Source organism: Streptomyces sp. NPDC107528 (assembly GCF_055639295.1).
On the sequence record NZ_JBVKAV010000009.1, the window covers coordinates 293,810 to 318,247 of the forward strand.

General features: G+C 71.7%; 22 protein-coding genes and 1 pseudogene. 7 read left to right on the forward strand and 16 right to left on the reverse strand.

What is annotated here, in order from left to right; genetic code table 11:
• Positions 1 to 115: 115 nt before the first annotated feature.
• Positions 116 to 520, reverse strand: coding sequence for a nuclear transport factor 2 family protein (locus tag ACZ7L5_RS28520; protein WP_471519927.1), 405 nt, complete (start codon positions 518 to 520; stop codon positions 116 to 118).
• Positions 521 to 530: 10 nt separating this feature from the next.
• Positions 531 to 1,499: an acetylxylan esterase gene (locus ACZ7L5_RS28525; RefSeq protein ID WP_471519929.1), complete on the reverse strand. Its 969-nt coding sequence runs from the start codon at positions 1,497 to 1,499 to the stop codon at positions 531 to 533.
• 103 nt (positions 1,500 to 1,602) lie between these two features.
• Here ACZ7L5_RS28525 and ACZ7L5_RS28530 point away from each other — a divergent pair, with 103 nt between their 5' ends.
• Positions 1,603 to 2,982 carry an 8-oxoguanine deaminase gene (locus ACZ7L5_RS28530; protein ID WP_471519931.1) on the forward strand — a complete coding sequence of 460 codons (1,380 nt, stop codon included), beginning with the start codon at positions 1,603 to 1,605 and terminating at the stop codon, positions 2,980 to 2,982.
• 55 nt (positions 2,983 to 3,037) lie between these two features.
• On the opposite strand, the gene ACZ7L5_RS28535 is transcribed toward ACZ7L5_RS28530, so the two are convergent.
• The 3 genes from ACZ7L5_RS28535 to ACZ7L5_RS28545 form a co-directional block, all read right to left on the reverse strand.
• Positions 3,038 to 3,622 (reverse strand): Rv1733c family protein, encoded by a 585-nt coding sequence (locus tag ACZ7L5_RS28535; protein WP_471519933.1) that lies wholly within the window; start codon positions 3,620 to 3,622, stop codon positions 3,038 to 3,040.
• A gap of 88 nt (positions 3,623 to 3,710) precedes the next feature.
• A complete protein-coding gene (locus ACZ7L5_RS28540; protein ID WP_471519935.1) occupies positions 3,711 to 4,493 on the reverse strand; it encodes a ferredoxin reductase in 783 nt (260 codons plus the stop codon).
• Positions 4,494 to 4,503: 10 nt separating this feature from the next.
• The gene (locus ACZ7L5_RS28545; RefSeq protein ID WP_471519937.1) at positions 4,504 to 5,109 is read right to left on the reverse strand and encodes a sulfite oxidase-like oxidoreductase; all 606 of its coding nucleotides are present in this window, start codon (positions 5,107 to 5,109) and stop codon (positions 4,504 to 4,506) included.
• 305 nt (positions 5,110 to 5,414) lie between these two features.
• On the opposite strand from ACZ7L5_RS28545, the gene ACZ7L5_RS28550 reads away from it, so the two are divergent.
• The gene (locus ACZ7L5_RS28550; protein ID WP_471519939.1) at positions 5,415 to 6,266 is read left to right on the forward strand and encodes a putative protein N(5)-glutamine methyltransferase; all 852 of its coding nucleotides are present in this window, start codon (positions 5,415 to 5,417) and stop codon (positions 6,264 to 6,266) included.
• A gap of 15 nt (positions 6,267 to 6,281) precedes the next feature.
• Here ACZ7L5_RS28550 and ACZ7L5_RS28555 read toward each other — a convergent pair whose 3' ends face one another.
• On the reverse strand, positions 6,282 to 8,363 hold the full coding sequence (locus ACZ7L5_RS28555; RefSeq protein WP_471519941.1) for a SpoIIE family protein phosphatase: 2,082 nt from the start codon (positions 8,361 to 8,363) through the stop codon (positions 6,282 to 6,284).
• A gap of 269 nt (positions 8,364 to 8,632) precedes the next feature.
• Here ACZ7L5_RS28555 and ACZ7L5_RS28560 point away from each other — a divergent pair, with 269 nt between their 5' ends.
• Together ACZ7L5_RS28560 and ACZ7L5_RS28565 are read left to right on the forward strand one after the other, a co-directional pair.
• Entirely contained in the window at positions 8,633 to 9,502 is an 870-nt protein-coding gene (locus tag ACZ7L5_RS28560) for a hypothetical protein (protein ID WP_471519943.1), read from the forward strand.
• 156 nt (positions 9,503 to 9,658) lie between these two features.
• The gene (locus ACZ7L5_RS28565; protein WP_328883701.1) at positions 9,659 to 10,039 is read left to right on the forward strand and encodes a hypothetical protein; all 381 of its coding nucleotides are present in this window, start codon (positions 9,659 to 9,661) and stop codon (positions 10,037 to 10,039) included.
• A gap of 17 nt (positions 10,040 to 10,056) precedes the next feature.
• Here the strand turns inward: ACZ7L5_RS28565 and ACZ7L5_RS28570 are convergent, their stop codons facing one another.
• Complete coding sequence (locus ACZ7L5_RS28570; RefSeq protein ID WP_471519945.1) at positions 10,057 to 11,241, reverse strand: M20 family metallopeptidase; 1,185 nt, start codon at positions 11,239 to 11,241, stop codon at positions 10,057 to 10,059.
• Between the two features lie 147 nt (positions 11,242 to 11,388).
• Here ACZ7L5_RS28570 and ACZ7L5_RS28575 point away from each other — a divergent pair, with 147 nt between their 5' ends.
• Together ACZ7L5_RS28575 and ACZ7L5_RS28580 are read left to right on the forward strand one after the other, a co-directional pair.
• Complete coding sequence (locus ACZ7L5_RS28575; protein WP_365060759.1) at positions 11,389 to 13,404, forward strand: NADPH-dependent 2,4-dienoyl-CoA reductase; 2,016 nt, start codon at positions 11,389 to 11,391, stop codon at positions 13,402 to 13,404.
• Positions 13,405 to 13,458: 54 nt separating this feature from the next.
• A complete protein-coding gene (locus ACZ7L5_RS28580; protein ID WP_328883704.1) occupies positions 13,459 to 14,010 on the forward strand; it encodes a PadR family transcriptional regulator in 552 nt (183 codons plus the stop codon).
• A 33-nt stretch (positions 14,011 to 14,043) separates the two neighbouring features.
• Here the strand turns inward: ACZ7L5_RS28580 and ACZ7L5_RS28585 are convergent, their stop codons facing one another.
• The 4 genes and pseudogenes from ACZ7L5_RS28585 to ACZ7L5_RS28600 form a co-directional block, all read right to left on the reverse strand.
• On the reverse strand, positions 14,044 to 14,577 hold the full coding sequence (locus ACZ7L5_RS28585) for a hypothetical protein (RefSeq protein ID WP_328883705.1): 534 nt from the start codon (positions 14,575 to 14,577) through the stop codon (positions 14,044 to 14,046).
• Positions 14,578 to 14,744: 167 nt separating this feature from the next.
• Positions 14,745 to 15,722, reverse strand: coding sequence for a fibronectin type III domain-containing protein (locus ACZ7L5_RS28590; RefSeq protein ID WP_471519948.1), 978 nt, complete (start codon positions 15,720 to 15,722; stop codon positions 14,745 to 14,747).
• 299 nt (positions 15,723 to 16,021) lie between these two features.
• Positions 16,022 to 16,272, reverse strand: a pseudogene (locus ACZ7L5_RS28595) (two-component sensor histidine kinase); the annotation flags it as partial.
• Entirely contained in the window at positions 16,265 to 17,026 is a 762-nt protein-coding gene (locus ACZ7L5_RS28600; protein WP_471519950.1) for an SDR family NAD(P)-dependent oxidoreductase, read from the reverse strand. The gene ACZ7L5_RS28600 and the pseudogene ACZ7L5_RS28595, both read right to left, overlap by 8 nt.
• Before the next feature lie 155 nt (positions 17,027 to 17,181).
• Between ACZ7L5_RS28600 and ACZ7L5_RS28605 the strand changes: the two genes are divergently transcribed.
• On the forward strand, positions 17,182 to 17,856 hold the full coding sequence (locus ACZ7L5_RS28605) for a TetR/AcrR family transcriptional regulator (protein ID WP_471519952.1): 675 nt from the start codon (positions 17,182 to 17,184) through the stop codon (positions 17,854 to 17,856).
• Between the two features lie 169 nt (positions 17,857 to 18,025).
• Here ACZ7L5_RS28605 and ACZ7L5_RS28610 read toward each other — a convergent pair whose 3' ends face one another.
• The 5 genes from ACZ7L5_RS28610 to ACZ7L5_RS28630 form a co-directional block, all read right to left on the reverse strand.
• The gene (locus ACZ7L5_RS28610; RefSeq protein WP_328883709.1) at positions 18,026 to 18,448 is read right to left on the reverse strand and encodes a PTS-dependent dihydroxyacetone kinase phosphotransferase subunit DhaM; all 423 of its coding nucleotides are present in this window, start codon (positions 18,446 to 18,448) and stop codon (positions 18,026 to 18,028) included.
• On the reverse strand, positions 18,441 to 19,040 hold the full coding sequence (gene dhaL, locus ACZ7L5_RS28615; protein WP_471519954.1) for a dihydroxyacetone kinase subunit DhaL: 600 nt from the start codon (positions 19,038 to 19,040) through the stop codon (positions 18,441 to 18,443). The genes ACZ7L5_RS28610 and dhaL overlap by 8 nt, the downstream gene beginning before the upstream one ends.
• Before the next feature lie 46 nt (positions 19,041 to 19,086).
• Entirely contained in the window at positions 19,087 to 20,079 is a 993-nt protein-coding gene (gene dhaK, locus ACZ7L5_RS28620) for a dihydroxyacetone kinase subunit DhaK (RefSeq protein WP_471519956.1), read from the reverse strand.
• A 300-nt stretch (positions 20,080 to 20,379) separates the two neighbouring features.
• The gene (locus ACZ7L5_RS28625; RefSeq protein WP_471519958.1) at positions 20,380 to 22,350 is read right to left on the reverse strand and encodes an FHA domain-containing protein; all 1,971 of its coding nucleotides are present in this window, start codon (positions 22,348 to 22,350) and stop codon (positions 20,380 to 20,382) included.
• A gap of 95 nt (positions 22,351 to 22,445) precedes the next feature.
• Positions 22,446 to 24,080: a serine/threonine-protein kinase gene (locus ACZ7L5_RS28630; RefSeq protein ID WP_471519960.1), complete on the reverse strand. Its 1,635-nt coding sequence runs from the start codon at positions 24,078 to 24,080 to the stop codon at positions 22,446 to 22,448.
• Positions 24,081 to 24,438: the final 358 nt, after the last annotated feature.

The window sequence follows — 24,438 nt, forward strand, 5'->3', positions numbered from 1 at the left end:
GGTCGTCCGCAGACGTCCGCCGGAAGCCCGGACCGCGACCGTGCGACCGGGCTCCCTGAACGTACCGACTGGTCGGACTGGGCGGAAGGCGTCGAACACGCCGAAGGCACCGAGCTCACCCGAAGAACAGCGCACCATCCGGCTCCCGGTGACCCTCGACGGTGTGCCAGTAGTCGCGGGTCTCGACGGCGAGCCCGGCGGCGTCGAACCGCACGAAGACGCACCCGGCGAGCGTCGACGGCGCGCCGCCCTCCTCGGCCAGGACCCGGAACTCGGCCACGGCCACACCGTCCTCGCCGACGACCGGCGCGGAGAAGCGCACGTCGGTCACCCGCTCACCGGCGAACGACCAGCGCAGATACTCGGCCAGCGCCGCCCGCCCGCGGTGCGGCTCGCGGAACGGCATCGAGCGGTGGACACAGTCCTCGGCGTACAGCTCCAGCAGGGCGTCCACGTCGTGTTCCGTCCAGGCCCGCTGCCAGACCCGGACGAACCGGTCCGCGGCCTCACGCGTCTGCATGCCGGACCTCTCAGGCGTGGGTGCGCAGCCAGTCCAGCTTGGCCGCCTCGTGGAACGGGCCGCCGCCCTCATGGTCGTTGAAGTCGTACACCTCGATGGCCTTCTCGGCGTGGGCCCAGGCGTTGAAGGTCGCGAAGACGGTGGACGGCGGGCAGGTCTGGTCCTCCAGGGCCGCCGAGAACAAGGCGGGAGCCCGGCCGCGGGCCGCGAAGTGGACGCCGTCGAAGTACGACAGGGTGCGCAGGACATCCTCGGTGCGGCCCCGGTGCGTCTTGAGGTACAGGGCGATCTCGCGGTACGGGTGGCGGTCCGTCAGAGTCGCCGCGCGCGGGTAGTCGCACAGGAACGGCACGTCCGGCGCGATCGCCGTCAGGTCCGGAACCAGGCCCCCGACCGCGATAGTGATTCCGCCGCCCTGGCTCGAGCCCAGCGCGACCGTGCGCGAGGCGTCGGTCAGCGGATGGGAACGGGCGGCTTCGACGGCACGGACCGCGTCCGTGAACACCCGGCGGTAGTAGTAGTTCTCGGGCGCGTCGACGCCGCGCGTCATGAACCCGGGGTACGCGGGCCCCGCCCCCACCGGGTCCGGTGTGCCACCGCCGGCGCCCCACGCGCTGCCCTGGCCGCGCGTGTCCATCATGAAGTGCGCCCGGCCCGAGGAGGCCCACAGCAGGTTCTCGTGCGGCAGGCCGCGCCCGCCGCCGTACCCGAGGAACTCCACCACCAGCGGCACCGGCTCGGTGGCGCCGGCGGGCAGCCGCAGCCAGCCCTTCACGGGGTGACCGCCGAACCCGGCGAACGTCACGTCGTACACCTGCACCGTGGCCAGCCCTGTGTCGACCGGCTCGAAGCGGGCGTCCAGATCGTGTCCGCGCGCTTCCTCAAGGGTCTTGGACCAGAACGAGTCGAAGTCCTCGGGTTCGACGGACTGGCTGCGGTACTCGCGCAGTTCGTCGAGCGAAAGGTCGAACAGGGCCATGGAGGACCGCCTTTGCCGAGAGTGACTGCGGATGATCACACCGTACGGGGGTGATCGGACGACTCGCCAGAAGTTTCCCGTGCCGTGTGCCTACGATGGCGCCATGACGTCTGCCGTCGAACCCCCGGTCAGGGCCGCGGAACTGCTGGTCAAGGACGCCGAACTGCTCGTCGTGGACGGAGACCGGGAGATCCCGGGCGGCTGGCTGGCCGTCACCGGTGGTCGGGTCACCGGCGTCGGCACCGCGGGGAGCGAGCCCGAGGCCCGCACCACCGTCTCGGCGGCCGGTCGCCTCGTCACTCCGGGCCTGGTCAACACGCACCATCACATCTACCAGAACCTCACCCGCTCCTACGCGCCCGCCGTGAACGGCTCCCTGTTCGACTGGCTGACCACCCTCTACCCCCTGTGGGCGGACCTCGACGAGGAGGCCGCGTACGTGTCGGCGTACGTCGGCATGGCCGAACTGCTCATGGGCGGCTGCACCACGTCCTCCGACCACCTCTACGTCCATCCCCGCCCGCGCCTGGTCGACGCCGAGATCCGCGCCGCCCGCGACATCGGCTTCCGCTTCCACGCCACCCGTGGCTCGATGACCCGCTCAGTCGACGACGGAGGACTGCCGCCGAGGAGCGTCACCCAGACCGAGGACGAGGTGCTGGCCGACAGCGAGCGCCTGATCACGACGTACCACGACCCCGAACCGGGCGCGCTGGTGCGGGTCGCGCTCGCGCCCTGCTCACCCTTCTCGGTGACCAGGTCGCTGATGACGGCGACCGCCGAACTCGCCGAGCGCCACGACGTGCGGCTGCATACGCACCTCGCCGAGGACCACGACGAGGACACCTACTGCCTGGATACATACGGCTGCCGCCCCGTCGAGTACTTCGAGCAGACGGGGTGGATGAGCGACCGCAGCTGGGTCGCGCACTGCATCTACCCGACCGGCGACGAGCTGCGCCGCCTCGCTGCCGCCGGTGTCGGCGTGTCGCACTGCCCCAGCTCCAACATGCTCATCGGCGGCGGCACCGCACGCGTGAAGGAGATGCGCGAACTGGGCCTGCCCGTCGGCATCGGCTGCGACGGCTCCGCCTCCACGGACCACGCCTCGCTCTGGATGGAGACCCGGGCGGCACTGCTGCTGGGTCGCTACCGCGGCGGACCCGGCGCGATGACCGCACGCGACGCCCTCGACATCGCCACCCGTGGCTCGGCGCGCTGCCTGGGCCGGGACGACGAGCTGGGCCACCTGCGGCCCGGGGCCTGCGCCGACCTGGTCGTCTGGGACCTGCACGAGGTCGCCCTCGCCGGCGCGCTCAGCGACCCCGTGGAGGCCTGGCTGCGCTGCGGGCCCGCCCGGGCCTGGACCACGGTGGTCGGCGGCCGGATCCTGGTCGACCGGGGCGAGCCCCGGTTGGCGTCTCTGGCGGACGCGTTGCGCGGGCACGGACGGATCGCACGGCGTATGCAGCGGAGGGCTTAGCCGGCAGGCGGCGGGTGGCAGTGGGTGGGTGGGGAGCGCTGGGCAGGCGTCGCGGTCACGCCCTGCGGTCCGTCCAGTCCGGCTCCGTCTGGGCCCACTCCTGCTCCCACTCGGCCAGGCGCCGGCTCATCGCGTTGTGGCGTACGACGGCGTGGCCGAGCAGAATCACGGCGACCGCGCCGCCCGCGGCACAGACGCCAACGGTGACGGTGTGCTGCCAGACGGCCATGCCGCTCGCAGGCGGGGCCGTGCTCCGGCCCCGGGAGTCCAGCCACACGTCGACCGTGTCGCCGGCCCGCGTGCCTGCCGGTACGCGGGCCGTGGCCGTACGCGGAGCGCCTTCCGGCTCGGTCCAGCGCACGGCCGTTCTGGCTGACGGCTGCCGCCCGCCCTGTGCCATCGGTACCGCGTCGGCAGACTTGCCGACGACCTCCGCCCGTACATGCCGGCGATCGGCCCGCTGCTCCCGGGCCACGCCCCGGGCGCCGTCATGGGCCCACCACGCCGCGACCGCCCCGACCAGGGGTGCGACCACGAGCAGCAGGAGCGCCACGGTGAGCACGGTCCACGCCTCGACGACATCCGACCGGCGCCGCAATGGACTGCGCCGCCAGCGCCAGCCACGCACCCGATATCGCATGGCGTCCAGGTACCCCGTACGCCGGACTTGGTTCCTGACGATCCCGGACGAAATGCGTCCCCGTGTCGGGTGTGGCGTGCCGCCGCGTTCAGCCGAAGCGTTCGATCCGGATGCGGTCCACGGGCTGACCTGCCGCCACGAGCAGCCGTGAGGCGTGCTCGGCGAATCCATTGGAACCGCACACATAGGCCTCCCACCCACCGGGAGGCGGCTCGGCCAGGAGGGGCGCAACATGTGCGGCGGCCATACGTCCCACGGCCACACCCTCCGGTGCACTGCGCGTGAACACAGGCGTCGTCTCCGCGCCGTACTCCCGCGCGTAGATCAGTTCCTCGGGGCTGCGCGCCGACACCAGCAGTCGCAGCGGCACGTCCAGGCCCCGCGCCCGGTGGTGCCGCACCATCGACATCAGCGGTACGACGCCGGAGCCGGCGCCGACCAGCAGCGCGGGCCGGTCGCCGGGCCAGGCGAAGAAGCCGCTGACCGGGCCGCGCACCTCGACCGTGTCACCGGGCTCCGCAACCGTGTGGAACCAGCCGGACACCTCACCGTCCCCGACATGGTCGAGGGTGAGCTCGATGTGGCCCGAGTCGTCCGGTGCGGACGCGATCGAGTAGTGGCGCTGGGCGACGTAGCCGTCCTGTGCCGTCAGGCGCAGCATCAGGTGCTGGCCGGGCAGATGGCCCACCCAGGCCGGCACCGCCAGTCGGAACGTGGCGGCGTGCGGGGTCTCGCGGCGGATCTCGGTGATCGTGGCGGTCTGCCACATCGCTGCGGCCTGCTCACCGACGGCGATCCGCCCGGGCACCGCGAAACGGGTCGGGGGAGCGAACGCCACGGCTGCCTCGGCTGCCACGGTTGCTTCAGTCATGTCCATTGCCTCAGTCACCCGAGTACCGCTGCTCTTCCCACGGGTTGCCGCGGGAGTGGTAGCCGTTCTGCTCCCAGAAGCCGGGCTCGTCGTGATCGAGGATCCGCAGGCCCGCGATCCACTTGGCGCTCTTCCAGAAGTACAGGTGCGGCACCAGCAGCCGTGCCGGGCCACCGTGCTCCGGGGCGAGCGGCCTGCCGTCGTACTCCCAGGCGATCCAGGCCCGTGAGCCGGTCAGGTCGGCGAGCGGAAGGTTGGTGGAGTACCCGGTGTGTGAATAGGCGACGGCATGTGTGGCGGACACATGGGGCCGGACCACAGCAAGGAAGGCGTCCAACGAGACGCCCCCGAACCGCACGCCGAACTTCGACCAGCTCGTCACGCAGTGGATGTCGCCCTCGTACCCGGACGCCGGCAGCTCGTGTGCCTGCTCCCAGTTCCAGCTCCGTGGCTCCTCGACCAGACCGTCGATGCGGAAACTCCACTCGGCGGGCGTCAGCTCGGGCGTGACCTCGGCGGACAGGACGGGCCAGTCGTCGCCCGCGTCGTACTGGCCGGGCGGCAGTGCGGCGTTGTGGACGCGGGGGCGGCCGGTGAAGCCTCGGGTGACGTTCATACGGGTGGTGCCTCCAGGCCGCCGTCGGCGGCGGCCCGCGGGTCGAGCGTGATCAGTGCTTGCTCATTCTTGCTCATTCAACCGTACGCGCTCCGGTGGCCCGCCTTCGCCGATGCCCGGGAGCGTTCGTGATCGTTGGGGTAGGGTTGCCCTCCGGCCGGGACAGTCCCCGCCGCACGGAGTCCAGGAGGTGAGACCCATTACCGCTGTGTCAGGTCGGGTGCTCTCACCTCGAATCGGCGCGGATCACCGCCGGTAGGCGGCCGCGAGAGCATCCTTCGGCTTCCGAAAGGCTCTCGGCTTCCATGCCTTCTCTCTCCTCCCCGTCGTCTTCGCCGTCGCCGTCGCCCTCGTCCTCCCTGCCTTCCGCTCCCTCGCGGCTCGCTCGCGACGCGGTCGTGACCGCACTCCGTGCCGCCGGCTGTGTCTTCGCCGAGGACGAGGCCCGGCTGATCCTTGCCGCCGCCGGCACCCCGGACGAGCTGGCGGCCATGGTGGACCGACGTGTCACCGGCCTGCCCCTCGAACTCGTCCTGGGCTGGGCCGAGTTCCGCGGGCTGCGCATCGCCGTGGCACCCGGCGTCTTCGTGCCCCGCCGGCGCACCGAGTTCCTGGTCGAGCAGGCCGTCGCCCACGCGAGGGACGCGTCCGTCGTCGTGGACCTGTGCTGCGGCTCGGGCGCGGTGGGCGCGGCGCTGGCCGCGGCACTCGGCCCCGTCGAGCTGCACGCCGCCGACATCGACCCGGCGGCGGTGCGCTGCGCCCGCCGTAACGTGGCCCCCTTCGGCGGTCTGGTGCACACCGGCGACCTGTTCGAGGCGCTGCCCCGCACCCTGCGCGGCCGGATCGGGATACTCGCGGCGAACGTGCCGTACGTACCCACCGACGAAGTCGGGCTCCTGCCCGCGGAGGCCCGCGACCACGAGCCGCACGTCGCCCTCGACGGCGGCCCGGACGGACTCGACGTCCTGCGCCGGGTCGCCGCCGAGGCTCCCCGATGGCTGGCCCCCGGCGGCTGCCTGCTGATCGAGACGAGCGAACGCCAGGCGCCGACGGCCCTGGAGGCTTTCACTCGCAGTGGACTGTCGTCGCGTCTGATCGTCTCGGAGGAGCCGTACGTGGCTGTCGTTGTCGGCCTCAACCATGCGGACCGCTAGGCCGATTGCTACCGATCAACCAGGCGGCAGAACACGGGCGATGAGCAGTGCCACGTCGTCGGAGTTCTCGGGTTGGTGGAGGGTGCGCAGCAGGAGGTCGCAGACGTCCTGCAGCGGGCGGTCGGGGCCGTCGAGGAGGTCCAGGAGGGCGTCCAGGCGTTCGTCGAGCGGGTGTTGGCGGGTCTCGACGAGGCCGTCGGTGTAGAGGACCAGTCGGTCACCGGGTTCGAGGTCGACGGTCGTCGTGGAGAACGCGACTCCGCCGACGCCCAGCGGTACCCCGGTGGGCAGTTCGAGGAACTGCGGGTTCCGGTCGGGGCGGAGGCGGGCCGGCGGCAGGTGCCCGGCGTTGGCGATCAGGCACTGGCGCTGCTGCGGGTCGTGGACGACGTAGACACAGGTGGCGATGGAGTGGTCGAGGCCCTCGGTGATCTTGTCGAGGTGTTCCAGCAGCCGGGCCGGTTCGAGGTCGAGGGAGGCGAGTGTGTGCGTCGCGGTGCGCAGGCGGCCCATGGTCGTCGCGGCGGCGATGCCGCTGCCCATCACGTCGCCGACGACGAGCGCGGTCTTGCCGCCCTCCAGGGGAATCACGTCGAACCAGTCGCCGCCGACCTCGGCGGTGGCGCCCGCGGGCTGGTAGCGGGAGGCGACCTCAAGGCCACCGGTCACCGGAGGATGGCTGGGCAGCAGACTGCGCTGCAGGGTGAGGGCGGTGTCGCGGGCGTTCTGGTACCAGCGGGCGTTGTCGATCTGCACCGCCGCGCGGGACGCCAACTCGCGGGCGAGCAGCAGGTCGTCCTCGCTGAACGGCAGCGGATTGCGGGTGCGCTTGAGGTCGAGGGCGCCGAGCACCTCGCCGCGCGCGATCAGCGGCACCGCCAGATAGGAGTGCACGCCCGCGCGGCCCAGCTGGACGGCGGCCTCGGGCGAACGGGCGATGCGTGGCAGGTCCTTCTCCCCGACGTGCGTCACCATGATCGGGCCGGCGGTGCGCACACATTCGGTGACCAGGCGGTCGGGACCGTAGCGGGCGACCTGGCCGGGCTGGTCGGCGGCGTCGAGGGCCACCGTGTCGTGCCCCGCCTTGACGGCGAGCGCGCGGATCACCGCCGACTCCGCGGGCCCGAGACTGCTGCGTCTGCCCTCCACCACGGCTTCCAGCAGATCCACGGCCGCCACGTCGGCCAGCTCCGGCACGGCGACCTCGGCCAGCTCGTGTGCCGTGCGGTCCAGTTCCAGTGTGGTGCCGATGCGCGCGGAGGCGTCGGCGATCAGGGCCAGACGCCGCCGCGCGGTCTCGGCCTCGACGGCGGCCTGGTGCTGCTCGGTGATGTCCACCGCCATGCCGGCCACACCGAGCACTGTCCCGGCGGAGTCCTCCAGCCGGTACAGCGAGATGGACCAGAAGTGCTCCACGTCCGGGTCGGCCAGGGTCCGGCCCATGATGCGCTGGTTGATGAGCGCGTCGCCGGTCCGCAGCACCTCGCGCAGAGCCGCTTCGATGGCCTCGGCGGCGTCGGGGTCGGGGAGCAGCTCCCGTGGTGTGCGGCCGAGGTGCTCCTCGGCCGGGATGCCGTTGAGCTGTGCCAGCGCCGGGTTGACCGTGACGTAGCGCAGCTCGGTGTCCATGACGGCCAGCCCGATGGGAGCCTGGGCGATCGTCCGGGTCGACAGGGCGACGTCCCGCTCCACCTGGCGGACCGTCGTCTGGTCGGCGCACAGGCCCAGTGCGTAGACGTCCCCCTGGTCGTCCAGCAGCCGCATGTTGCGGAACTCCACCAGCCGCGTGCTGCCGTCCTTGCGCCGGATCGGGAATGCCCCGGCCCAGCCCTCACCCGTCTCCATGACGTCGGCGAACAACTTGACGACCAGGTCCACGTACTGCTCGTGGACCATGATCCGGGCGGCGTACTCGCCCAGCGCCTCCCGCGCGGGATAGCCGAACAACTCCTCGGCCTGAGGGCTCCACAGCACGATGCGGCCCTCGGTGTCCAGCACGACCGAGGCCACGCCGAGCACATCGAGCAACCCGCTCGGCCCTACCGGCCCGCGCACCGGTTCATCGCTCCCGGCCACGGGACGTTCGGCTGCTGACATCCGCACCGCCTTCGCCCATCCTCCTCGCGGCACGCCATTCCCCCGTGCCGACTCCCCTTGTTCTACCGCGTTCAACCGTCTCCGGGCCCCCTCGGTCGCTCTCCTCCACCATCCCTCAACACGACGGCGGGCGTCCGTCGAAGTCAGCACCGGGGCACGTGACTGTGGCCGATCAGACAGCGCATGTTCGCGCGCTTGGTCTGTACATGACCATACGAGCCCGCCAGACTGTCCGCCGACCCGCACCCACCCCCCAAGGAGTCGGTCCCATGGCCCTGCCTTCCTGGCAACGTTGTCAATCCGCTCTGACCTGCCTCGTCGCCCTTGCCTCCGCCGCCGTGCTGTCCACCGCGACACCCGCGCAGGCCGCCGACACCTGGACGGAGGTGGGCTCCGACCGCGCCGACCCGCTGACCGAGAGTCAGGGGCTGGCCTCCGTGGAGGTCCCGGCGAACAGCGCGAACCGCTACACGGGCATCGGCACCATCCCCGCCTCGGTCAGCAGCCGCGGCTGGAACCACGTGGGCGACCCGGACGCCTCCTACAACGGCTACTACATCGAGCCGTACCAGGCGGACTCCGGCAGCGCGAAGATGTTCCGGGTGCAGGCGCCGAACGGGACCTGGTCCGAGTACGTCCACGCGCTGGGCTCCGGCGAGGCCCTGAACAACTCCTTCGTCGCCATCACCCCCGGCGGTCAGTGGATGGTGTCGGGCGAGTGGGGCACCATGACCCGTCTGCTGGTCCACCCGACCCCGGGCGTCAACTCCAGCACGTCGCCGGCGGCGAACCTTCCCTGGACGTCCAGCATCCGGCTGGACCACGCCGTGCGCGACATCCAGGGCTGCGACTTCCTCAGTGCCACGACTCTGCTGTGCGCCTCGGACGACCCGGCGGGCACCCTCTTCGGCATGACCAAACCGCTGCTCCAGATCGACCTCTCCGCCGAGCCCGGCTCGTCCGACGTGACCGGACATGTCTCGGCTCTGCGCCAGCTCCCGCTGCGCAGCTCCTGCTCGGGCGAGTTCGAGACGGAGGGCATCGACTACGACCGTCGTACCGGCACCCTGCGCGTGATCGTCATCTCGCCGGGCTTCTGTGTGCTGACGGACAGCAAGACGTACCGGTTCACGCGCTGACCTGCCGGTCGACCCGCGGGCCGGGCCCGTCCTGGGAGCGGACGGTGCGGTTCCGCCGGTAGTGCCGGGCCGAACGTGGTGCTTTTCTTGGGATTGGGGCCCGGTTCCGCGGGCAACCCGTGGCACCGCGGTGCGGCCACGAGAGGAGCGATCACGATGGTCCGTGAACGACTGCACGAGGAACCCGTCTCCGTCGAGATCAGCGGATGCAGCAAGGAAGACGCCCGGATCGTGTTCGACGCGCTGAATGCGTGCTTCGAGTCCGACCGGACCCCCGAGGACGTGCCGCAGCAGCTCCATGAGACGCGCCCCATGGTGTGGCTCGGCACGTTCGAGGTGACGGACGCCCAGGAGTGCCCGGTGCCCGCCCGGCTCTCGGCGTCCGTCGAGGCCGACGCACAGGGCGGCTACTGGGCCATCGAACGGCTCCGTACGACGCTGGACTCGCTGTTCACGGTGCACGACCTGACCTCGGCCTCGGGCGACCAGGAGAGGGAGCTGCACGTGGTGCTGGAGAGCCGGTCCGGCGCGTCATGACGTGCCCGTCCGGCCCCTCATGACGACCGGCTGAGCAGGCTGAGCACGGCACGCCGGTAGACGGCGTGGACGGCGGGCAGGTCCTCCAGACAGGCCCGCTCGTCCACGCCGTGCAGCCCCTCGTAGCGGACGCCGAAACCCGCCGTGGCCGGGATGCCCTCGCCCGCGAGCAGATTGCCGATGTTCGACGGCCCGGCGGTCTTCGGTCGCACGGCCAGGCCCTCCACGGCGGCGGCATCGAGCAGCGCCGCTGCGGGCTGCCGGTCGGTGCCCAGTCGATACGGCGGCCAGGACGCCACCGGTGTGACGGTGGTCGGCCGCGGTGCTGACACCTTCGCGTCCAGCTCGGCCACCGCCTCGCGGACCAGTTGCCCGGCGGCGCGGGCGTCGAAGGCGGGGGTGGTGCGGATGTCGACGCCCAGCTCGCACAGGTCGGGCACCACCGAGAAGCCCTGGCCGCCATGGCAGGAGGTCACCGTCAGCTTCGGCGGCAGGGGGAACTCGCCGCCGGCGTCCGGGAGGCCGGCTTCCTCCAGGAGCCGGACGAGATGCGCCGCGCGGGAGACGGCGCTCGGTGTGGAGCGGCGTGATCCCGAGTGGCCCGAGGCCGCGTGCACCGCGATCGCGGCCCGCCACAGACCCCGCCCGCCGACCACGACCTCGTCGAACCCCGGGTAGCCGATCATCACCCCGGCCGGGCGGGCCGCCTCCCGGTCGGCGAGGTAGGCGCGGGCGCCCCCGAAGCCACCCGTGTGCTCGTCGACGTCGAGCAGCACGGCGAGCCCGCCGTGCAGCGCGCCGGCCCGCCCGTGCAGCTCCGCCGCGATGCCGCAGAACATCGCCGCGGCGAGCTTGGAGTCCGCGGCGCCCCTGCCGCGCAGCCAGCCGTCGACGACCTCGCCGGAGTCGGGCGCGAAGGACCAGGCGGCCTCGTCGCCGTAGGGAGCGGTGTCGACGCAGGCATCCAGCGCCCACCACGGGCCGGGCCGGCCGCCCGCGACCTCGACCAGCAGGCCGACGGTGTCGCCTGTGTCGGCGTGGAGGCGGCGATACGGCAGCTCACGCCCGGCGAGCCACTGCTCCAGGATGCCGAGGACGGTCCCGTAGCCGTCGATCCCGGCACGGCTGGGACAGCGGATCAGACGCTGGGCGAGGTCGATCACGTCGGCGTGGGCGGTCATGGGGCCACCGTGTGCAGTCATGGCGCCACTGTGCCCGAGCGCGACCCGTCCCGGGGGGCGGGCGGCAGTGGTCGGCGTCACCCCTTCCTGGTTGTGCAACTAGTTGCATAAACCCGGTGCGGTCCTCTACAACTACGTCAGGCACGACACCGCCCACGGAGGGTCCCCATGAGCCGTTACCCGCACCTGCTGAGCCCGCTCGACCTGGGCTTCACCACGCTGCCCAACCGCGTCCTCATGGGCTCCATGCATGTGGGCCTGGAGGAGGCCGAGCGCGGCTTCGAGCGCATGGCTGCGTTCTACGCCGAGCGTGCGCGCGGGGGAGTGGGGCTCATCGTCACCGGTGGCATCGCCCCCAACGACGCGGGACGGCCCTACGAGGGCGGTGCCAAACTCACCACCGAGGACGAGGCCGCGCAGCACCGGGTCATCACCGACGCCGTGCACCGCGAGGGCGGGCGGATCGCCATGCAGATCCTGCACTTCGGCCGGTACGCCTACCACCAGGACCTCGTCGCCCCCAGCCCGCTCCAGGCGCCGATCAGCCCCTTCCCGCCCCGTGAGCTCGCCGACGCCGAGGTCGAGCGGACCATCGACGACTACGCCCGCGCCGCCCGCCTCGCCCGGCAGGCCGGCTACGACGGCGTGGAGATCATGGGCTCCGAGGGCTACCTCATCAACGAGTTCATCGCCCGGCAGACCAACCGCCGCACCGACCGCTGGGGCGGCTCGTACGAGAACCGCATGCGCTTCCCGGTCGAGATCGTGCGGCGGGTGCGCGAGGCCGTCGGCGAGGACTTCATCATCGTCTACCGGCTGTCCATGCTGGACCTCGTGCCCGGCGGCTCGACCCTCGACGAGGTGATCAAGCTCGCGAAGGCCGTCGAGGCCGCCGGGGCGACGATCATCAACACCGGCATCGGCTGGCACGAGGCCCGCATCCCGACCATCGCCACCTCGGTGCCCCGCGGCGCGTACACCTGGGTCACGAAGCGGCTGATGGGCGAGGTGTCCGTGCCGCTCGTCACCACCAACCGCATCAACACCCCCGAACTGGCCGAGGAGTTGCTGGCCGACGGCTGCGCGGACATGGTGTCGATGGCCCGTCCGATGCTCGCCGACCCCGACTTCGTCGCCAAGGCCGCCGCCGGGAAACCGGAGGCCATCAACACCTGCATCGGCTGCAACCAGGCCTGCCTCGACCACACCTTCAGCGGCAAGATCACGTCCTGCCTGGTCAACCCGCGCGCCTGCCACGAGACCGAGCTGACGCTGTCCCCGACGCGACTGCGCAAGCGGGTCGCCGTTGTGGGCGCCGGACCCGCCGGCCTCGCCTGCGCCGTGAGCGCGGCGGAACGCGGCCACGAGGTCACGCTGTTCGACGCCGCGAGCGAGATCGGCGGCCAGCTGAACGTCGCCCGCAAGGTCCCCGGCAAGCAGGAGTTCGACGAGACTCTGCGCTACTTCCGCCACCAGCTCGACTGGCAGGGCGTGGACGTACGTCTGAACACCCGCGTGGCGGCCGACGACCTCGCCGGCTACGACGAGGTCGTGGTCGCCACCGGCGTCAGCCCGCGCACCCCGGACATCCCCGGCGTCGACCACCCGAGCGTCGTGGGCTACCTCGACGTCCTGCGCGACGAGGCCCACGTCGGCGAGCGCGTCGCCGTCCTCGGCGCGGGCGGCATCGGCTTCGACGTCGCCGAGTTCCTCACCGACGGCGGCGACAAGGCGAGCGAGGACCCCGAGACGTACTTCCGCCTCTGGGGCGTCGACATGGACTACACGGGCCCCGGCGGCCTCGCCGCCCCCGAGCGGCCCGCCCCGCCGCGCACCGTCCACCTGCTCCAGCGCAAGACCAGCAAGGTCGGCGCCGGCCTCGGCAAGACCACCGGCTGGATCCACCGCGCCGAGCTCAAGCACCGGGGCGTCACCATGGTCCCGGGCGTGCGCTACGACCGTATCGACGACGCCGGACTGCATGTCACCGTCGGCGAGGAGAGCACGGTCCTCGAGGTCGACACGATCGTGCTGTGCACCGGGCAGGAGCCGCGTCGCGACCTGTACGAGGCACTCATCGCCGCGGGCCGCAGCGCGCACCTCATCGGCGGCGCCGACGTGGCCGCCGAGCTGGACGCGAAGCGGGCCATCAAGCAGGGCACGGAGCTGGCGGCGAGCCTGTAGCGGCGAGTGGTCGTGTTCGTAGGATGACCTCCTCGCGTCCCTAGGATGAGCCCCATGTCACTCCCGCACGCGATCCTCACCGCCCTGCTCGAGAAGCCGTCCTCGGGGCTGGAGCTGACCCGTCGCTTCGACAAGTCGATCGGGTACTTCTGGTCGGCGACGCATCAGCAGATCTATCGCGAGCTGGGAAAACTGGAGGCCGAGGGGTTCATCCGCACCCTGCCGAGCGAACAGCCGGCCCGCGGGCAGAAGAAGAGCTACGACGTCCTGCCCGCGGGCCGCGCCGAACTGGCCCGCTGGACGGCCGCGTCCCAGGACCCGAAGCCCCACCGCGACCCCCTGCTGCTGCGGATGCGTGCCGCGGCGGTCGTGGGGACGGAGGGCATCGAGGCCGATCTGCGCCGCCATCTCGATCTGCACCAGCGGCAGTTGGCCGAGTACGAGCAGATCGAGCAGCGCGACTTCCCGCCCGGCAAGGACAGCTCCCAGGACCGGTTGCGGCACCTGGTGCTGCGCGCCGGCATCGATCTGGAGACCTTCTGGACGCAGTGGCTCACGCACGCGCTGGAGGAATTCGCCGAGCTGCCGGGGCGGGAGCCTGCGTGAGCCGGCCCGGCAGCTGTGCGGGGGGTGCGGCCGTCAGAGCCGGTACGGCTTGGCCTTGCGGCGCAGATACCAGGCCGCGGCCAGGCCACCCGCGCCCACCAGGACGCCGCCGCCCACCAGTGTGAGGGTGCCGAAGTCCGTCGAGGAACCGCCCACGCCGCCCATCACGCCGCGAGAGGGCGACGTCCTGGGGGTGGGTGTACGGGTCGGGCTGGTCGACACGATGACCGACTGGGTGCCCGCCGTCGAGCCGTTGGAGCACACGACGATGACGGTGTACGTGCCCGGGTTCACGCTCGACCACGCCGCCGACTGGAGCCGGTCCGTGCCGGACAGGGAGACCTGGCGACCCTGCGAGAAGTTGGCCTGGCTGCTGGTGAGCAGCGAGGCGGTGCCCCAGCTGCCGTTGACGTTGGTGCACGCACTGGTCGTGACGGAGACCGTTGACCCGGTGGTGCTCACGGAGATCCCCGATTGCGCGGCGGCCGAACCGGCGGCCACGACGAAGGGGAGTGAGGCGGCTGCCACGGTCAGGCCCGAGCGGAGGAAGAGCGATGAATTGCGCATGGAATGCCCTCCGGCGGCACGGTTGGCGGTACATCCCTTGCGCCGCCTGGGGTCGGGAACGCCCGTGCTGCCTCAGGGGCAGCCAACGCGCCTCGGGTCCGCACCGCATGCGGGCCGCCCCCGGTCAGGTGACGCCTTGCTGCATCCGGGGGATGCCCGAGCGGCTGTCAGCCTCGCGCGCCGGTCGTCACCGTCCGCTCCGCCGAGAAGCCGCCCCAGGTGCCGTCCGGTAGCCTGCCGCGGATCCGCACCCGGTGACCGACCCCGGCCTCGGGGCCCAGGTAGAAGCTGTACGTGGCCTTGTCGCGCGGCGGGTTTCCGCCGTACACCAGGGAGGTGGCCGCCCTCCCGTCGAGCTGGATCTGGTACTCCGCGACGACTCCGTCCGTGCGCGGCGGCACCCAGCTCAGGTCGACGTAGTACGCCCCGTCCGCGCGATGGGTCGTCGCCCGGAAGGCGGTCGGCGCGGTGCCGCGCCCGTCGTCCGTGCCGGGTGTGGTGATGCGGACGGGAGCCGTGGCCGGTGACTGGTTGTCGGCCGCGTCTCGGGCCCGGACGGTGAAGGAGTAGCGGGTGCCCGGCCTGAGGCCGGTGACCACGGTCGCCGTCTGGTTGCCGCCCACACTGTGGATCTTTGTGCCGCCCTGATGGATGTCGTACGACACCACGTCCCGGTCGTCCGTGGCCGCCGCCCACGACAGCTGAACCGCGCGGCTGCCGACCGCCCGGCCGGCGATCTTCCCCGGCCGCGTCGGAGCCGCGCGGTCGGCGGCCACGGCCCTGGGAGTCGTCGCCCGGACCTCCTTGCTCGGCGGTCCGAGACGCCCGTCCTTGTCACGGGCCCGGACGGTGAACGCATAGGTGGTGGCGGGCTTCAGCATGGTGACATCCACCATGTGTGCGGAGCCCGGCACTTCCTTGACCTTGGTGGGGCCCCGATATACCTCGTAGACACGGATCCCGGGTTCCGCGGAGACCGCGGTCCACATGACATGCACGCTGGTCGCGCTGCCCGCGGCGGCCGTGACACCCGAGGGAGCCCCGGGCGGCCGGGCCCCGTCCCCGGCCGCGTCGCCCCACGTACAGGACGAGAGCAGCGCGAGCGCCGCGCACAGGGCGGAAACGAGTGCCAGAACGCGTCGCACGACTCTGCCTCCCGGGGGCGGCCTCGCGGCAATGGTCCGGACCAATATGACGCGACTGACGCGATCACATCAAGAGGGCGGTCGTGGGCGGCCGTTGGTCGTCCGTCCGGGGACTTACGTATGCTGAAGCTCCCCACGGCTGAACTCACCCTGAGGGCCGTGGAGTTCATGCCGCCTGCGCGGGACCGCTGTCGTCGCTGACCCCGCGCCGGATGCGGGTGGCCGGGCGGCCGAGTCCCGTCGCGGACTCAGGCCCCCGGCCCCTGGCGGAAGTTCGGGGGCGGTGGTCGTGTCGTGTCGCGCTGCTGGAGTGCCCGCAGCAGGTCCTCGGTGTCGCTGCACTCCTGGGCGATCTGCAACCCGACCGTTCGCCGCCGAGCGCGACGGTCGCGACCCGGTAGAAGTCGATGCCGACGTCCACGTCCTTGTGCTGGACCATCCGCCCGGCCGTCCCGTCGGCCGCGATCCGCCGGTCGGCCGGCGTGGCCGGCAGTCCCGGACGCCCCGGGTCGACGACGGCCCCGCCCGGGAGCAAGGGGTCGTCAGACCGCCGACCAGCCGTCGTCGACCGGCAGGATCACGCCGTTGATGTTGCTCGCCGCGTCCGAGGCCAGGAAGACGATGGCGGCGGCCTGCTCCTCGGGCTCGGCCAGCCGGCCGAGGTTGACGAAGTGCGGACCGAGGGCGGTCGGCCCGTGCGCGTCCTGCGCCGCATCCACGACCATGCCCGTCCGGGTGCCGCCCGGGGCGATGGCGTTCGCGCGGATCCCCTGCTTGCGGTACATCACGGCCAGGGACTTCGTCAGCCCCACCACGCCATGCTTCGACGCCGTGTACGCGGCACCGGCCGCACTGCCCCGCAGGCCGGCCTCCGACGCCGTGTTCACGATGGCACCCCGGCCCGCCTCCAGCATGTGCGGCAGCGCGGCCCGGGTGAGCAGGAACGGGGCGGTGAGGTTGACCCGTACGACCCGCTCCCACTCGGCGTCGGTGACGTCCGCCAGGGCCGACATGCGGTCCATGATCCCGGCGTTGTTGACCAGGACGTCGACGCCGCCGAAACGTGCGATCGCGGTCTCGACGACCCGGTCCACCACCTCCTGATCGCTCAGGTCGCCCACCACCGCGACCGCGCCGCCGCCTGCCTGCTCGATCTCCTTGACGACCGCTTCCGCGCCCTCGGCGTCGAGGTCCGCCACAACAACCCGGGCGCCCTCCCTCGCGAACGCCAAAGCGGCCGCGCGTCCGATGCCCGAACCCGCTCCGGTGACGATGACGCCGCGTCCGTCCAGTCCGCCGCTCATGAAGTGCTCCCATACGTGTGGCGAGGGGGTGTTCCGTCCGACGGGCGGGGTGTCGAGCGCGCCCGGGGCCACACCCTACGACTTAATGTCTCTGAGTGACATAAATTCGTCGGGGAGAATTCCGGGAGAGTGATCAGCATCGGCCGGAGGACACCATGACCGCAGCCCGTGGACGTACGAGCCGACCCGCGAGCCAAGCCGCGAGCCGGCTCACGGGACGACCGCCCCTGACCGATGAGCGCAAGGCCGCGATCCGGCTGGAGATCGCGCGGGCGGCGGTCGACCTGTTCGTCACCCAGGGCGTGGCGGCGACCACGGGGGAGCAGATCGGAGCGGCGGTCGGTGTCTCCTCGCGCACCGTGTGGCGCTACTTCCCGAGCAAGGAGAACTGCGTACGGCCGCTGTTCTCGGCCGGGATCGACCTGATCGCCGGCTGCCTGCGGCGGTGGCAACCCGGGCAGCCCCTGGAGGAACTCCTCGACCAGGAACTCGCGGACGAGCAGCACGAACTCGCCGGCCCCGACCGCGCGACCGTCGGTGCGCTGGTGCGGCTGACGCGTACCGAGCCCGGTCTGCGCGCGATCTGGCTCCAGACCTACGACGAGGCCGAACCGGCGTTCGCGCGCGCCCTCGCCGAACGGGCCGGCCTACCCGCCGACGACCTCCGCCCCACCATCCAGGCCGCGATCTTCAACGCGGCCCTGCGCGCCGCGGTCGAGCACTACGCCTGGCACGCGGCCGACACCCACCCCGACGGGGCGACGGCCCGGACCGAACTGGCGGCGACGCTGCGTTTGGCACTGGGGATTGCGGCGGAGGGGGTCGGGTAGGGGCGGGCCCTGGCGGCGTGGCGGAGATCCTGTGTGTCGGCCGCAAAAGCCCCCAGGGAGCCCGGCCACCGCCCGCAGAGCAGCACCGGCGGGCAGGGCCCGCGGCGCGTGCCCCCGTAGCGGGAACACTGCCGCGGCGCCCCCGCCGCGATGGTTGCCGTAGGCCGCCTCACACCTTCCGGTACGTGTACGCCTCCGCAGCCGCCGCCTCCACCGCCGCCAGGTCGGCGCCCGCCGCTGCCGTGACGACCGCGGCCACCGCGCCCTCGACGAACGGGGCGTCCACCAGGCGTGTGTTGTCGGGGAGTTCGTCGCCCTCCGCGAGCAGGGCCTTCACCGTGAGAACCGCGCTGCCCAGGTCGGTGAGGACCGCGACACCGGCGCCGCGGTCGACGGAGGCGGCAGCGGCGGCGATCAGTTCGGAACTGGTGCCGAGTTCACCGCCCTCGGTGCCGCCCGCCGGGGCCACCGGCACGGTCGTCGAGCCGCCGGCGAGCCCCTGGGCCAGTTCGGCGACCGACGCGGCGACCTGGGCGCTGTGAGAGACCAGCACGACGCCTACGAGCCCCTCGCCCTTCGTCGCGTCACTCATCGTTCGCCTCCGCCAGGGCCGCGATCAACAGCGCCGATGACGTGGCGCCGGGATCCTGGTGCCCGATGCTGCGCTCGCCGAGATAGCTCGCCCGCCCCTTGCGGGCCTGCAACGGCGTCGTCGCCAGGGCGCCCTCCTCGGCGGCGGCCCGCGCCGCGGCGAAACCGTCGCCGAGGGCGTCCACCGCCGGCACCAGCGCGTCGATCATGGTCTTGTCGCCCGGCGCAGCGCCCCCGAGCGTCATGACGGCGTCCACCCCGGCCCGCAGCGCCTGGGCGAACTGGTCCTCGCTCACCTCACCGGCGTCCCCGAGAGCCTTGCCGGTCCGCCGCAGCAGGGTTCCGTACAGTGGGCCGGACGCCCCGCCGACCGTAGAGATCAGCTGCCGCCCGGCGAGCATCAGGACCGTGCCCGGCGTCTGCGGCGCCTCCTTCTCCAGCGCCGTCGCGACGGCGGTGAACCCGCGTTGCAGATTGCTGCCGTGGTCGGCGTCCCCGATGGGCGAGTCGAGGGAGGTGAGCCGTTCCGCCTCACGGTCGACGGAGGCGGCGGTCGCCGTCATCCAACGGCGGAAGAAATCGGCGTCGAGCACTGGATCTCCTTGCATGGCAGGTGCGTTGCGGTCGTCCGGCTCCGGATCACATACCCCACCGCAACCCCGGCGTCTTCACCGGCGCGTTCCACAGCCGCAGCAGCTCCTCGTCGACCTGGCACAGGGTGATCGAGGCGCCGGCCATGTCGAGGGAGGTGACGTAGTTGCCGACGAGAGTGTGGGCGACGGTCACACCGCGCTGGGCGAGCACCCGCTGGACCTCGGCATTGAAGCCGTACAGCTCCAACAGCGGTGTCGCGCCCATACCGTTGACCAGGACGAGCACGGGATTGCGCGGGGTCATGTCGTCGAGGATCGCGCCCACCGAGAAGTCGGCGATCTCGCCCGAAGTCATCATCGCGCGCCGTTCCCGGCCGGGCTCGCCGTGGATGCCGATGCCCAACTCCAGCTCGCCGGGCGGCAGATCGAAGGTGGGGCTGCCCTTGGCGGGGGTGGTGCAGGCGCTGAGGGCGACGCCGAAGCTGCGGGAGTTCTCGTTGACCTGCCGTCCGATGGCCTCGACCCGCTCCAGCGGCTGCCCCTCGTCGGCGGCGGCACCGGCGATCTTCTCCACGAACAGGGTCGCGCCCGTGCCGCGCCGCCCGGCGGTGTAGAGGCTGTCGGTGACCGCCACGTCGTCGTTGACGAGCACCTTCGCGACCTGGATGCCCTCGTCCTCGGCCAGCTCGGCGGCCATGTCGAAGTTGAGGACGTCGCCAGTGTAGTTCTTCACGATGAACAGCACACCCGCACCGCTGTCCACGGCGGCGGCGGCCCGCGCCATCTGGTCCGGCACCGGCGACGTGAACACCTCACCCGGACAGGCCGCCGACAGCATCCCCGGGCCGACGAATCCACCGTGCAGCGGCTCGTGCCCCGACCCGCCACCGGAGATGAGGGCGACCTTCCCCTGCACGGGCGCGTCGCGCCGTACGATCACCCGATTCTCCACATCGACGACCAGCTCGGGATGAGCGGCAGCCATTCCGCGCAGTGCGTCCGCGACCACGGTCTCCGCGACGTTGATCAGCATCTTCATGGGTACCTCCTGGTGAGACTGGCTCCGGCCCCCTGACCAGCGCTTGTCCGGGGCAGGGCACGTGGGGCGAGGCTTCGATCTTGGCGGTCCGTGGCGGTCGTGGGCGGGTTCGGGAGGTTCCGGCGGCACGGCGTGTCGTCGCCGAAGCCCTGATGTCGGCAGTATCGCCCTTGCGGCAGCGAAGGTCACGTGCGCGGGTGCCCAAGGGCGCTGACCAGCTAAAGCTGACCAGCTAAAGGGGGAACGGCGGCCGCTCACCGGCACCCCGATTCCGAGTCGGCACCCCTCACGGGCGCCGACTCACGACGGTGCGACTGCCGGGCCCGCATGGTGCGGGTTGAGGAACTTGGCCTCCTGTGGCACCTGTGGCACCTGTGGCGCAAGGTCGGTGCGCGGGTCGGCGGGACGGGGAACGAAGACGGGGACTTCCGACTGGTAGAAGATGTCGATGTCGGCCTCCTCACCGCTGACGATCAGGGTGTCCCACGCCCCGCTCTCCTGAAGCGTGCGCAGCGTCTGGGGGGCGAGCGCGGCGAGGTGGGCGCGCAGCACCTCGTCGGTCGGCATGCCCGGCAGGCGGGACGACAGGCGCTCGCGGATGGCGATCATGCGGTCGAGCAGCAGGTCGAGGTCGGAGCGCTGCGCGGCGGAGCCGTCGTCCGGCTGCATGCTGCGGGCGACGATGTCCTTGATGGCGCGGGTGATGCCCTCGTCGTCGGTGGCCACCATCGCGTTCCAGGCCCGGGACTTGTGCCGGTACTGAAGCATCGACATCGCCGCCTCGTGCCGGATGAAGTCGGCGTCGCGCAGCGGTCGGCCCTGCCAGCCGCGGCTGAGGGAGCGGGCGAGCGAAGTGGCCGACGCCAGGCCGCTGTTGAGACCGCGGCCGGGCCAGAAGTGAATGGCGTTCGCCGCATCGCCCAGCAGGAAACCGAACGTCCCCGGGGTCTTCGCGGTGGGCCGGCTGAGCTGGGCCGTGAAGCGCGGGCGCTGCACCATGTCCAGACGGAACGACGTGACCGCCGACAGGTCCTCCTCGGGCACCCCGAACATCTTCAGCCCCTCCAGGATCCGCTTCCACAGCGGCGAACCCTGAAGCAGGGCCGGCAGGAACAGAGTGCCGTGCGTGGGGCAGGTGAACTCGTTGTGCTCGCCGCGGGTCATGACGCAGGGCCGGGCGGCGATGCACTCCTCGAAGACCTTGCGGACCGGGTCGATGCCGATCACGTCCTCGGCCTCCTCGCGGGTAAGCCGCATGTTCAGGAAGCCCTCGCCGCGCAGCGAGTTGAGCAGGAAACGGTTCTGGGACACGGTGAGCAGGACGCTCATGGGGTCCGGCAGGGTCGACTTCACCCGCAGCCCCAGCACGATGTCCCGCAGGTGTTCGCCGTCGAGGGAGTAGATCGACGCGTCGGCCGTTCCGAAGCGGTCGGCGAAGTGTTCGCGGGTGCGGGAACGCCCGCCCTCGGCGATGACGAGCACGTGGTCCTGGGCGATCCGGTTCTGCTGCTCCTCCACGTCGAAACGCTTGGGGACCAGCCTGATGGCCTCGCGCTTGTTGGCCAGATCCAGCAGCTGGTCCTCGACGTAGGAGATGCGGATGTTGCGCGGCGGACGGCCCTCCACCGAGTCCGGTCCGACGGGCCACATCTCCGAGTAGCCGGCTGTGTCGTCGAACAGCGCCGAGCGGACCTCGTCGGACAGTGCCAGGTACTGCCGGCTCTGCACGGTCACGACCTGCTGGCGCCGTACGTTGCCGTGCCGCTCGTCCTTCCAGACGACGGCGGAGCCTTCCTTGCGCCAACGGGCGTCGTACACGGTGATCCGTGTACGTCCCCGGAGTTGCTCCTCCAGCGCCAGGGCGAAGGCCAGGCCGACCGGCCCTCCGCCGGTGACCGTCACGCGCAGGGTGCCGGAGTCGGCGCTCGGGTCGATGCGCGGGGAGTTGAGCAGGGAGAGGTCGATGACCGTCTCCATCGCGTCCTGTGCCTCGTAGAGGAAGGTTTCGTCGCCTATTCGTATGCAGTCGTTGGGGCGCAGCACATGTCGCGTGACGCGTTCGTCGTTGACGTACGTCCCGTTGCGGCTGCCCCGGTCGTACAGGACGAACCCGGCGTCCTCCGTGACGATCTCGGCGTGCAGGCGCGAGGCGTTGGCGCTCACGAGCACGATTCCGTTGTCGCCCTTACGACCGAGGGTCAGCGGTGCACCGTCCAGAACCACACTCTGGCCGGTGAAAGGACCTGTTTGTCCCACGATGATCGACGGCACCTGCATACTCCTCGCACTCTGTGTGAGGGTGAACTCCCCCGGGACATACACGTAAGTATCCCCCGCGGCGGTTCAACCGATCTTGGAACACTGGCCTACTCGCACGTCACCGAGAAGGGCACCGTGTTCGAGGTCGTCCCCAAGGGGCCCTTGACCTCCACGCCGATCTCGCTGGTGAAGGTTCCGGCCCTGGAGTACGCCGTCAGACGCACGACGTCCTGGCCCGTACGGTCCCCGTCGCTCGCGAAGTTGAGGGAGCGCCACTCGCGATCGACCACCGAACCGTCCTTGGACACCCACCTATAGGTGATCCTGACCGGTGCCTCGTCCACGGCGAACGTCGCCGTGAAGGTGGGGGCCTGGCCGGCCGGCGGCGAACACTCCCCGACATAGGTCGTGTTCACGCCCGTCACTGTGGCACGGACCTGCTGGGATGTGTCGGTGGCCTTGTCGTTCCCTCCCTCGTCCTCGCCGCGATTCACCAGCACGTAGCTCAGCCCGCCGATGAGCAGGGCGCACGCCACCGCGCCGGCGATCAGGGCCGGGGTGCGTCGACGGCGGCGCGGGCCGGCGGCCGGCTGCGGCTCGAATGGGATGGGCGGCCCGAAGACGCCGGCAGGTGCGGTGGCCGTGGGTTGAGCGGCTTGAGCGGGCTGAGGGGACTGAACGGGCGGAGGCGACAGAACGGGCTCGGCAGACGATGTCCCGATCACGGCGGGCGCCGACCCCGACGTACCGTCACCGGCGGTCGTTGCGTCACCGGCGGTCGTTGCGTCACCAACCGTGGGTGCGTCACCGATCGTTGGGGTGTCACCGGCCGTGGGGGCTTCCGGGGCGATGCTCGTGGGCGATTCCTCGGCAGCCGCCGGGGGCGTCGCGGCCGTACCGCCCGCCGCGATCTTCCGCAGCTCCCGCTCGGCCTGTTCGGCGGTCATCCGCTCAGTGGGCTCCTTGCGCAGAAGCCCCTCGATGATCGGAGTGAGCGGGCCGCACCGGCGAGGCGTCGGGGGTTCCTCGTCGACGATCGCGCGCAGGGTGCTGAGCGGGGTGTCCTGACGGAACGGGGAGAGGCCCTCCACGGCCGCGTACAGCAGAACGCCGAGCGACCACAGGTCGGACTCGGGACCCGGAGTGCGGCCGAGAGCCCGCTCGGGAGGAAGGTATTCGGGGGAGCCCACGACCTCGCCGGTCATGGTCAGCGAGGAGTCGCCCTCGACCATGGCTATGCCGAAGTCGGTGAGTACGACGCTGCCGTCGTCGCCGAGCAGCACGTTCGCGGGCTTCACATCGCGGTGCAGCACCCCCTCGCGGTGCGCGGCGCGCAGGGCTGAGAGGACCTCGGCGCCGATCTGCGCCGCCCGCTGCGGGGTCAGCGGTCCCTCGGCGCGCAGCAGGTTTCCCAGTGAGCGGCCACGGACGAGTTCCATGACGATCCAGGGACGGCCGTCGTCGGTGGCCACGTCGTAGACAGTCACCACGTTGCGGTTGGGGATGCGGGCGGCGGCCCATGCCTCGCGCTCCAGCCGGGTGTACATCCGCTCGATGTGCGCGGCGGACAGCCCGGCGGGGGCACGCACCTCCTTGACGGCGACATCGCGGTGCAGCGTCTCGTCGCGCGCCCGCCACACCGTTCCCATGCCGCCCTCGCCGAGGCGGGACAGCAGCAGGTAGCGGCCCGCGACCCTCCGCTCCTGGTCCGGTGGCACCTGTACGGCCTCCGTGTTGTGCATCCGGACGGCTCTCCCTCTCCTCGTGCGGCGGCCGGGGCGATCGCCGATGTCGCCCTCGCGCAGCAGTTCCGCATCCCCGTATACAGCGCTCGACAGCGAGCCCGCCACCCCGCGCGCGGCGTGCGGCGTCGCGGACCGACGGTCATCGACCCGGCGCGGACACATGATGTCGCACGTGCCCGACCGGCTGTCATGGCCCCCGCCCGTTCCTCGCACAACGCGCCGTCCCTCCGGGACAGTTCCTCGCGCGGAGGCAGCGCGGCCGTGCCCCCGTCACATCCCGGACCCTCCGGGAGCCGCCTCGTGCTACACGCGGAGGCCCGTCCGAATGGTTCGCCTCATCGCGGAAACTTGCGGC

Bases quoted from the DNA above. Each gene is read 5' to 3' on its own strand.
- ACZ7L5_RS28570 (WP_471519945.1), bottom strand. From the start codon at position 11,241: ATGACTGCACACGGTGGCCCCATGACCGCCCACGCCGACGTGATCGAC.
- ACZ7L5_RS28605 (WP_471519952.1), top strand. From the start codon at position 17,182: ATGACCGCAGCCCGTGGACGTACGAGCCGACCCGCGAGCCAAGCCGCG.
- ACZ7L5_RS28580 (WP_328883704.1), top strand. From the start codon at position 13,459: ATGTCACTCCCGCACGCGATCCTCACCGCCCTGCTCGAGAAGCCGTCC.
- ACZ7L5_RS28545 (WP_471519937.1), bottom strand. From the start codon at position 5,109: ATGAACGTCACCCGAGGCTTCACCGGCCGCCCCCGCGTCCACAACGCC.
- ACZ7L5_RS28540 (WP_471519935.1), bottom strand. From the start codon at position 4,493: ATGACTGAAGCAACCGTGGCAGCCGAGGCAGCCGTGGCGTTCGCTCCC.
- ACZ7L5_RS28560 (WP_471519943.1), top strand. From the start codon at position 8,633: ATGGCCCTGCCTTCCTGGCAACGTTGTCAATCCGCTCTGACCTGCCTC.
- ACZ7L5_RS28575 (WP_365060759.1), top strand. From the start codon at position 11,389: ATGAGCCGTTACCCGCACCTGCTGAGCCCGCTCGACCTGGGCTTCACC.
- ACZ7L5_RS28530 (WP_471519931.1), top strand. From the start codon at position 1,603: ATGACGTCTGCCGTCGAACCCCCGGTCAGGGCCGCGGAACTGCTGGTC.
- ACZ7L5_RS28565 (WP_328883701.1), top strand. From the start codon at position 9,659: ATGGTCCGTGAACGACTGCACGAGGAACCCGTCTCCGTCGAGATCAGC.
- ACZ7L5_RS28520 (WP_471519927.1), bottom strand. From the start codon at position 520: ATGCAGACGCGTGAGGCCGCGGACCGGTTCGTCCGGGTCTGGCAGCGG.
- ACZ7L5_RS28555 (WP_471519941.1), bottom strand. From the start codon at position 8,363: ATGTCAGCAGCCGAACGTCCCGTGGCCGGGAGCGATGAACCGGTGCGC.
- ACZ7L5_RS28610 (WP_328883709.1), bottom strand. From the start codon at position 18,448: ATGAGTGACGCGACGAAGGGCGAGGGGCTCGTAGGCGTCGTGCTGGTC.
- ACZ7L5_RS28630 (WP_471519960.1), bottom strand. From the start codon at position 24,080: ATGCACAACACGGAGGCCGTACAGGTGCCACCGGACCAGGAGCGGAGG.
- dhaK (WP_471519956.1), bottom strand. From the start codon at position 20,079: ATGAAGATGCTGATCAACGTCGCGGAGACCGTGGTCGCGGACGCACTG.
- ACZ7L5_RS28535 (WP_471519933.1), bottom strand. From the start codon at position 3,622: ATGCGATATCGGGTGCGTGGCTGGCGCTGGCGGCGCAGTCCATTGCGG.
- ACZ7L5_RS28550 (WP_471519939.1), top strand. From the start codon at position 5,415: ATGCCTTCTCTCTCCTCCCCGTCGTCTTCGCCGTCGCCGTCGCCCTCG.
- ACZ7L5_RS28525 (WP_471519929.1), bottom strand. From the start codon at position 1,499: ATGGCCCTGTTCGACCTTTCGCTCGACGAACTGCGCGAGTACCGCAGC.
- ACZ7L5_RS28600 (WP_471519950.1), bottom strand. From the start codon at position 17,026: ATGAGCGGCGGACTGGACGGACGCGGCGTCATCGTCACCGGAGCGGGT.
- ACZ7L5_RS28585 (WP_328883705.1), bottom strand. From the start codon at position 14,577: ATGCGCAATTCATCGCTCTTCCTCCGCTCGGGCCTGACCGTGGCAGCC.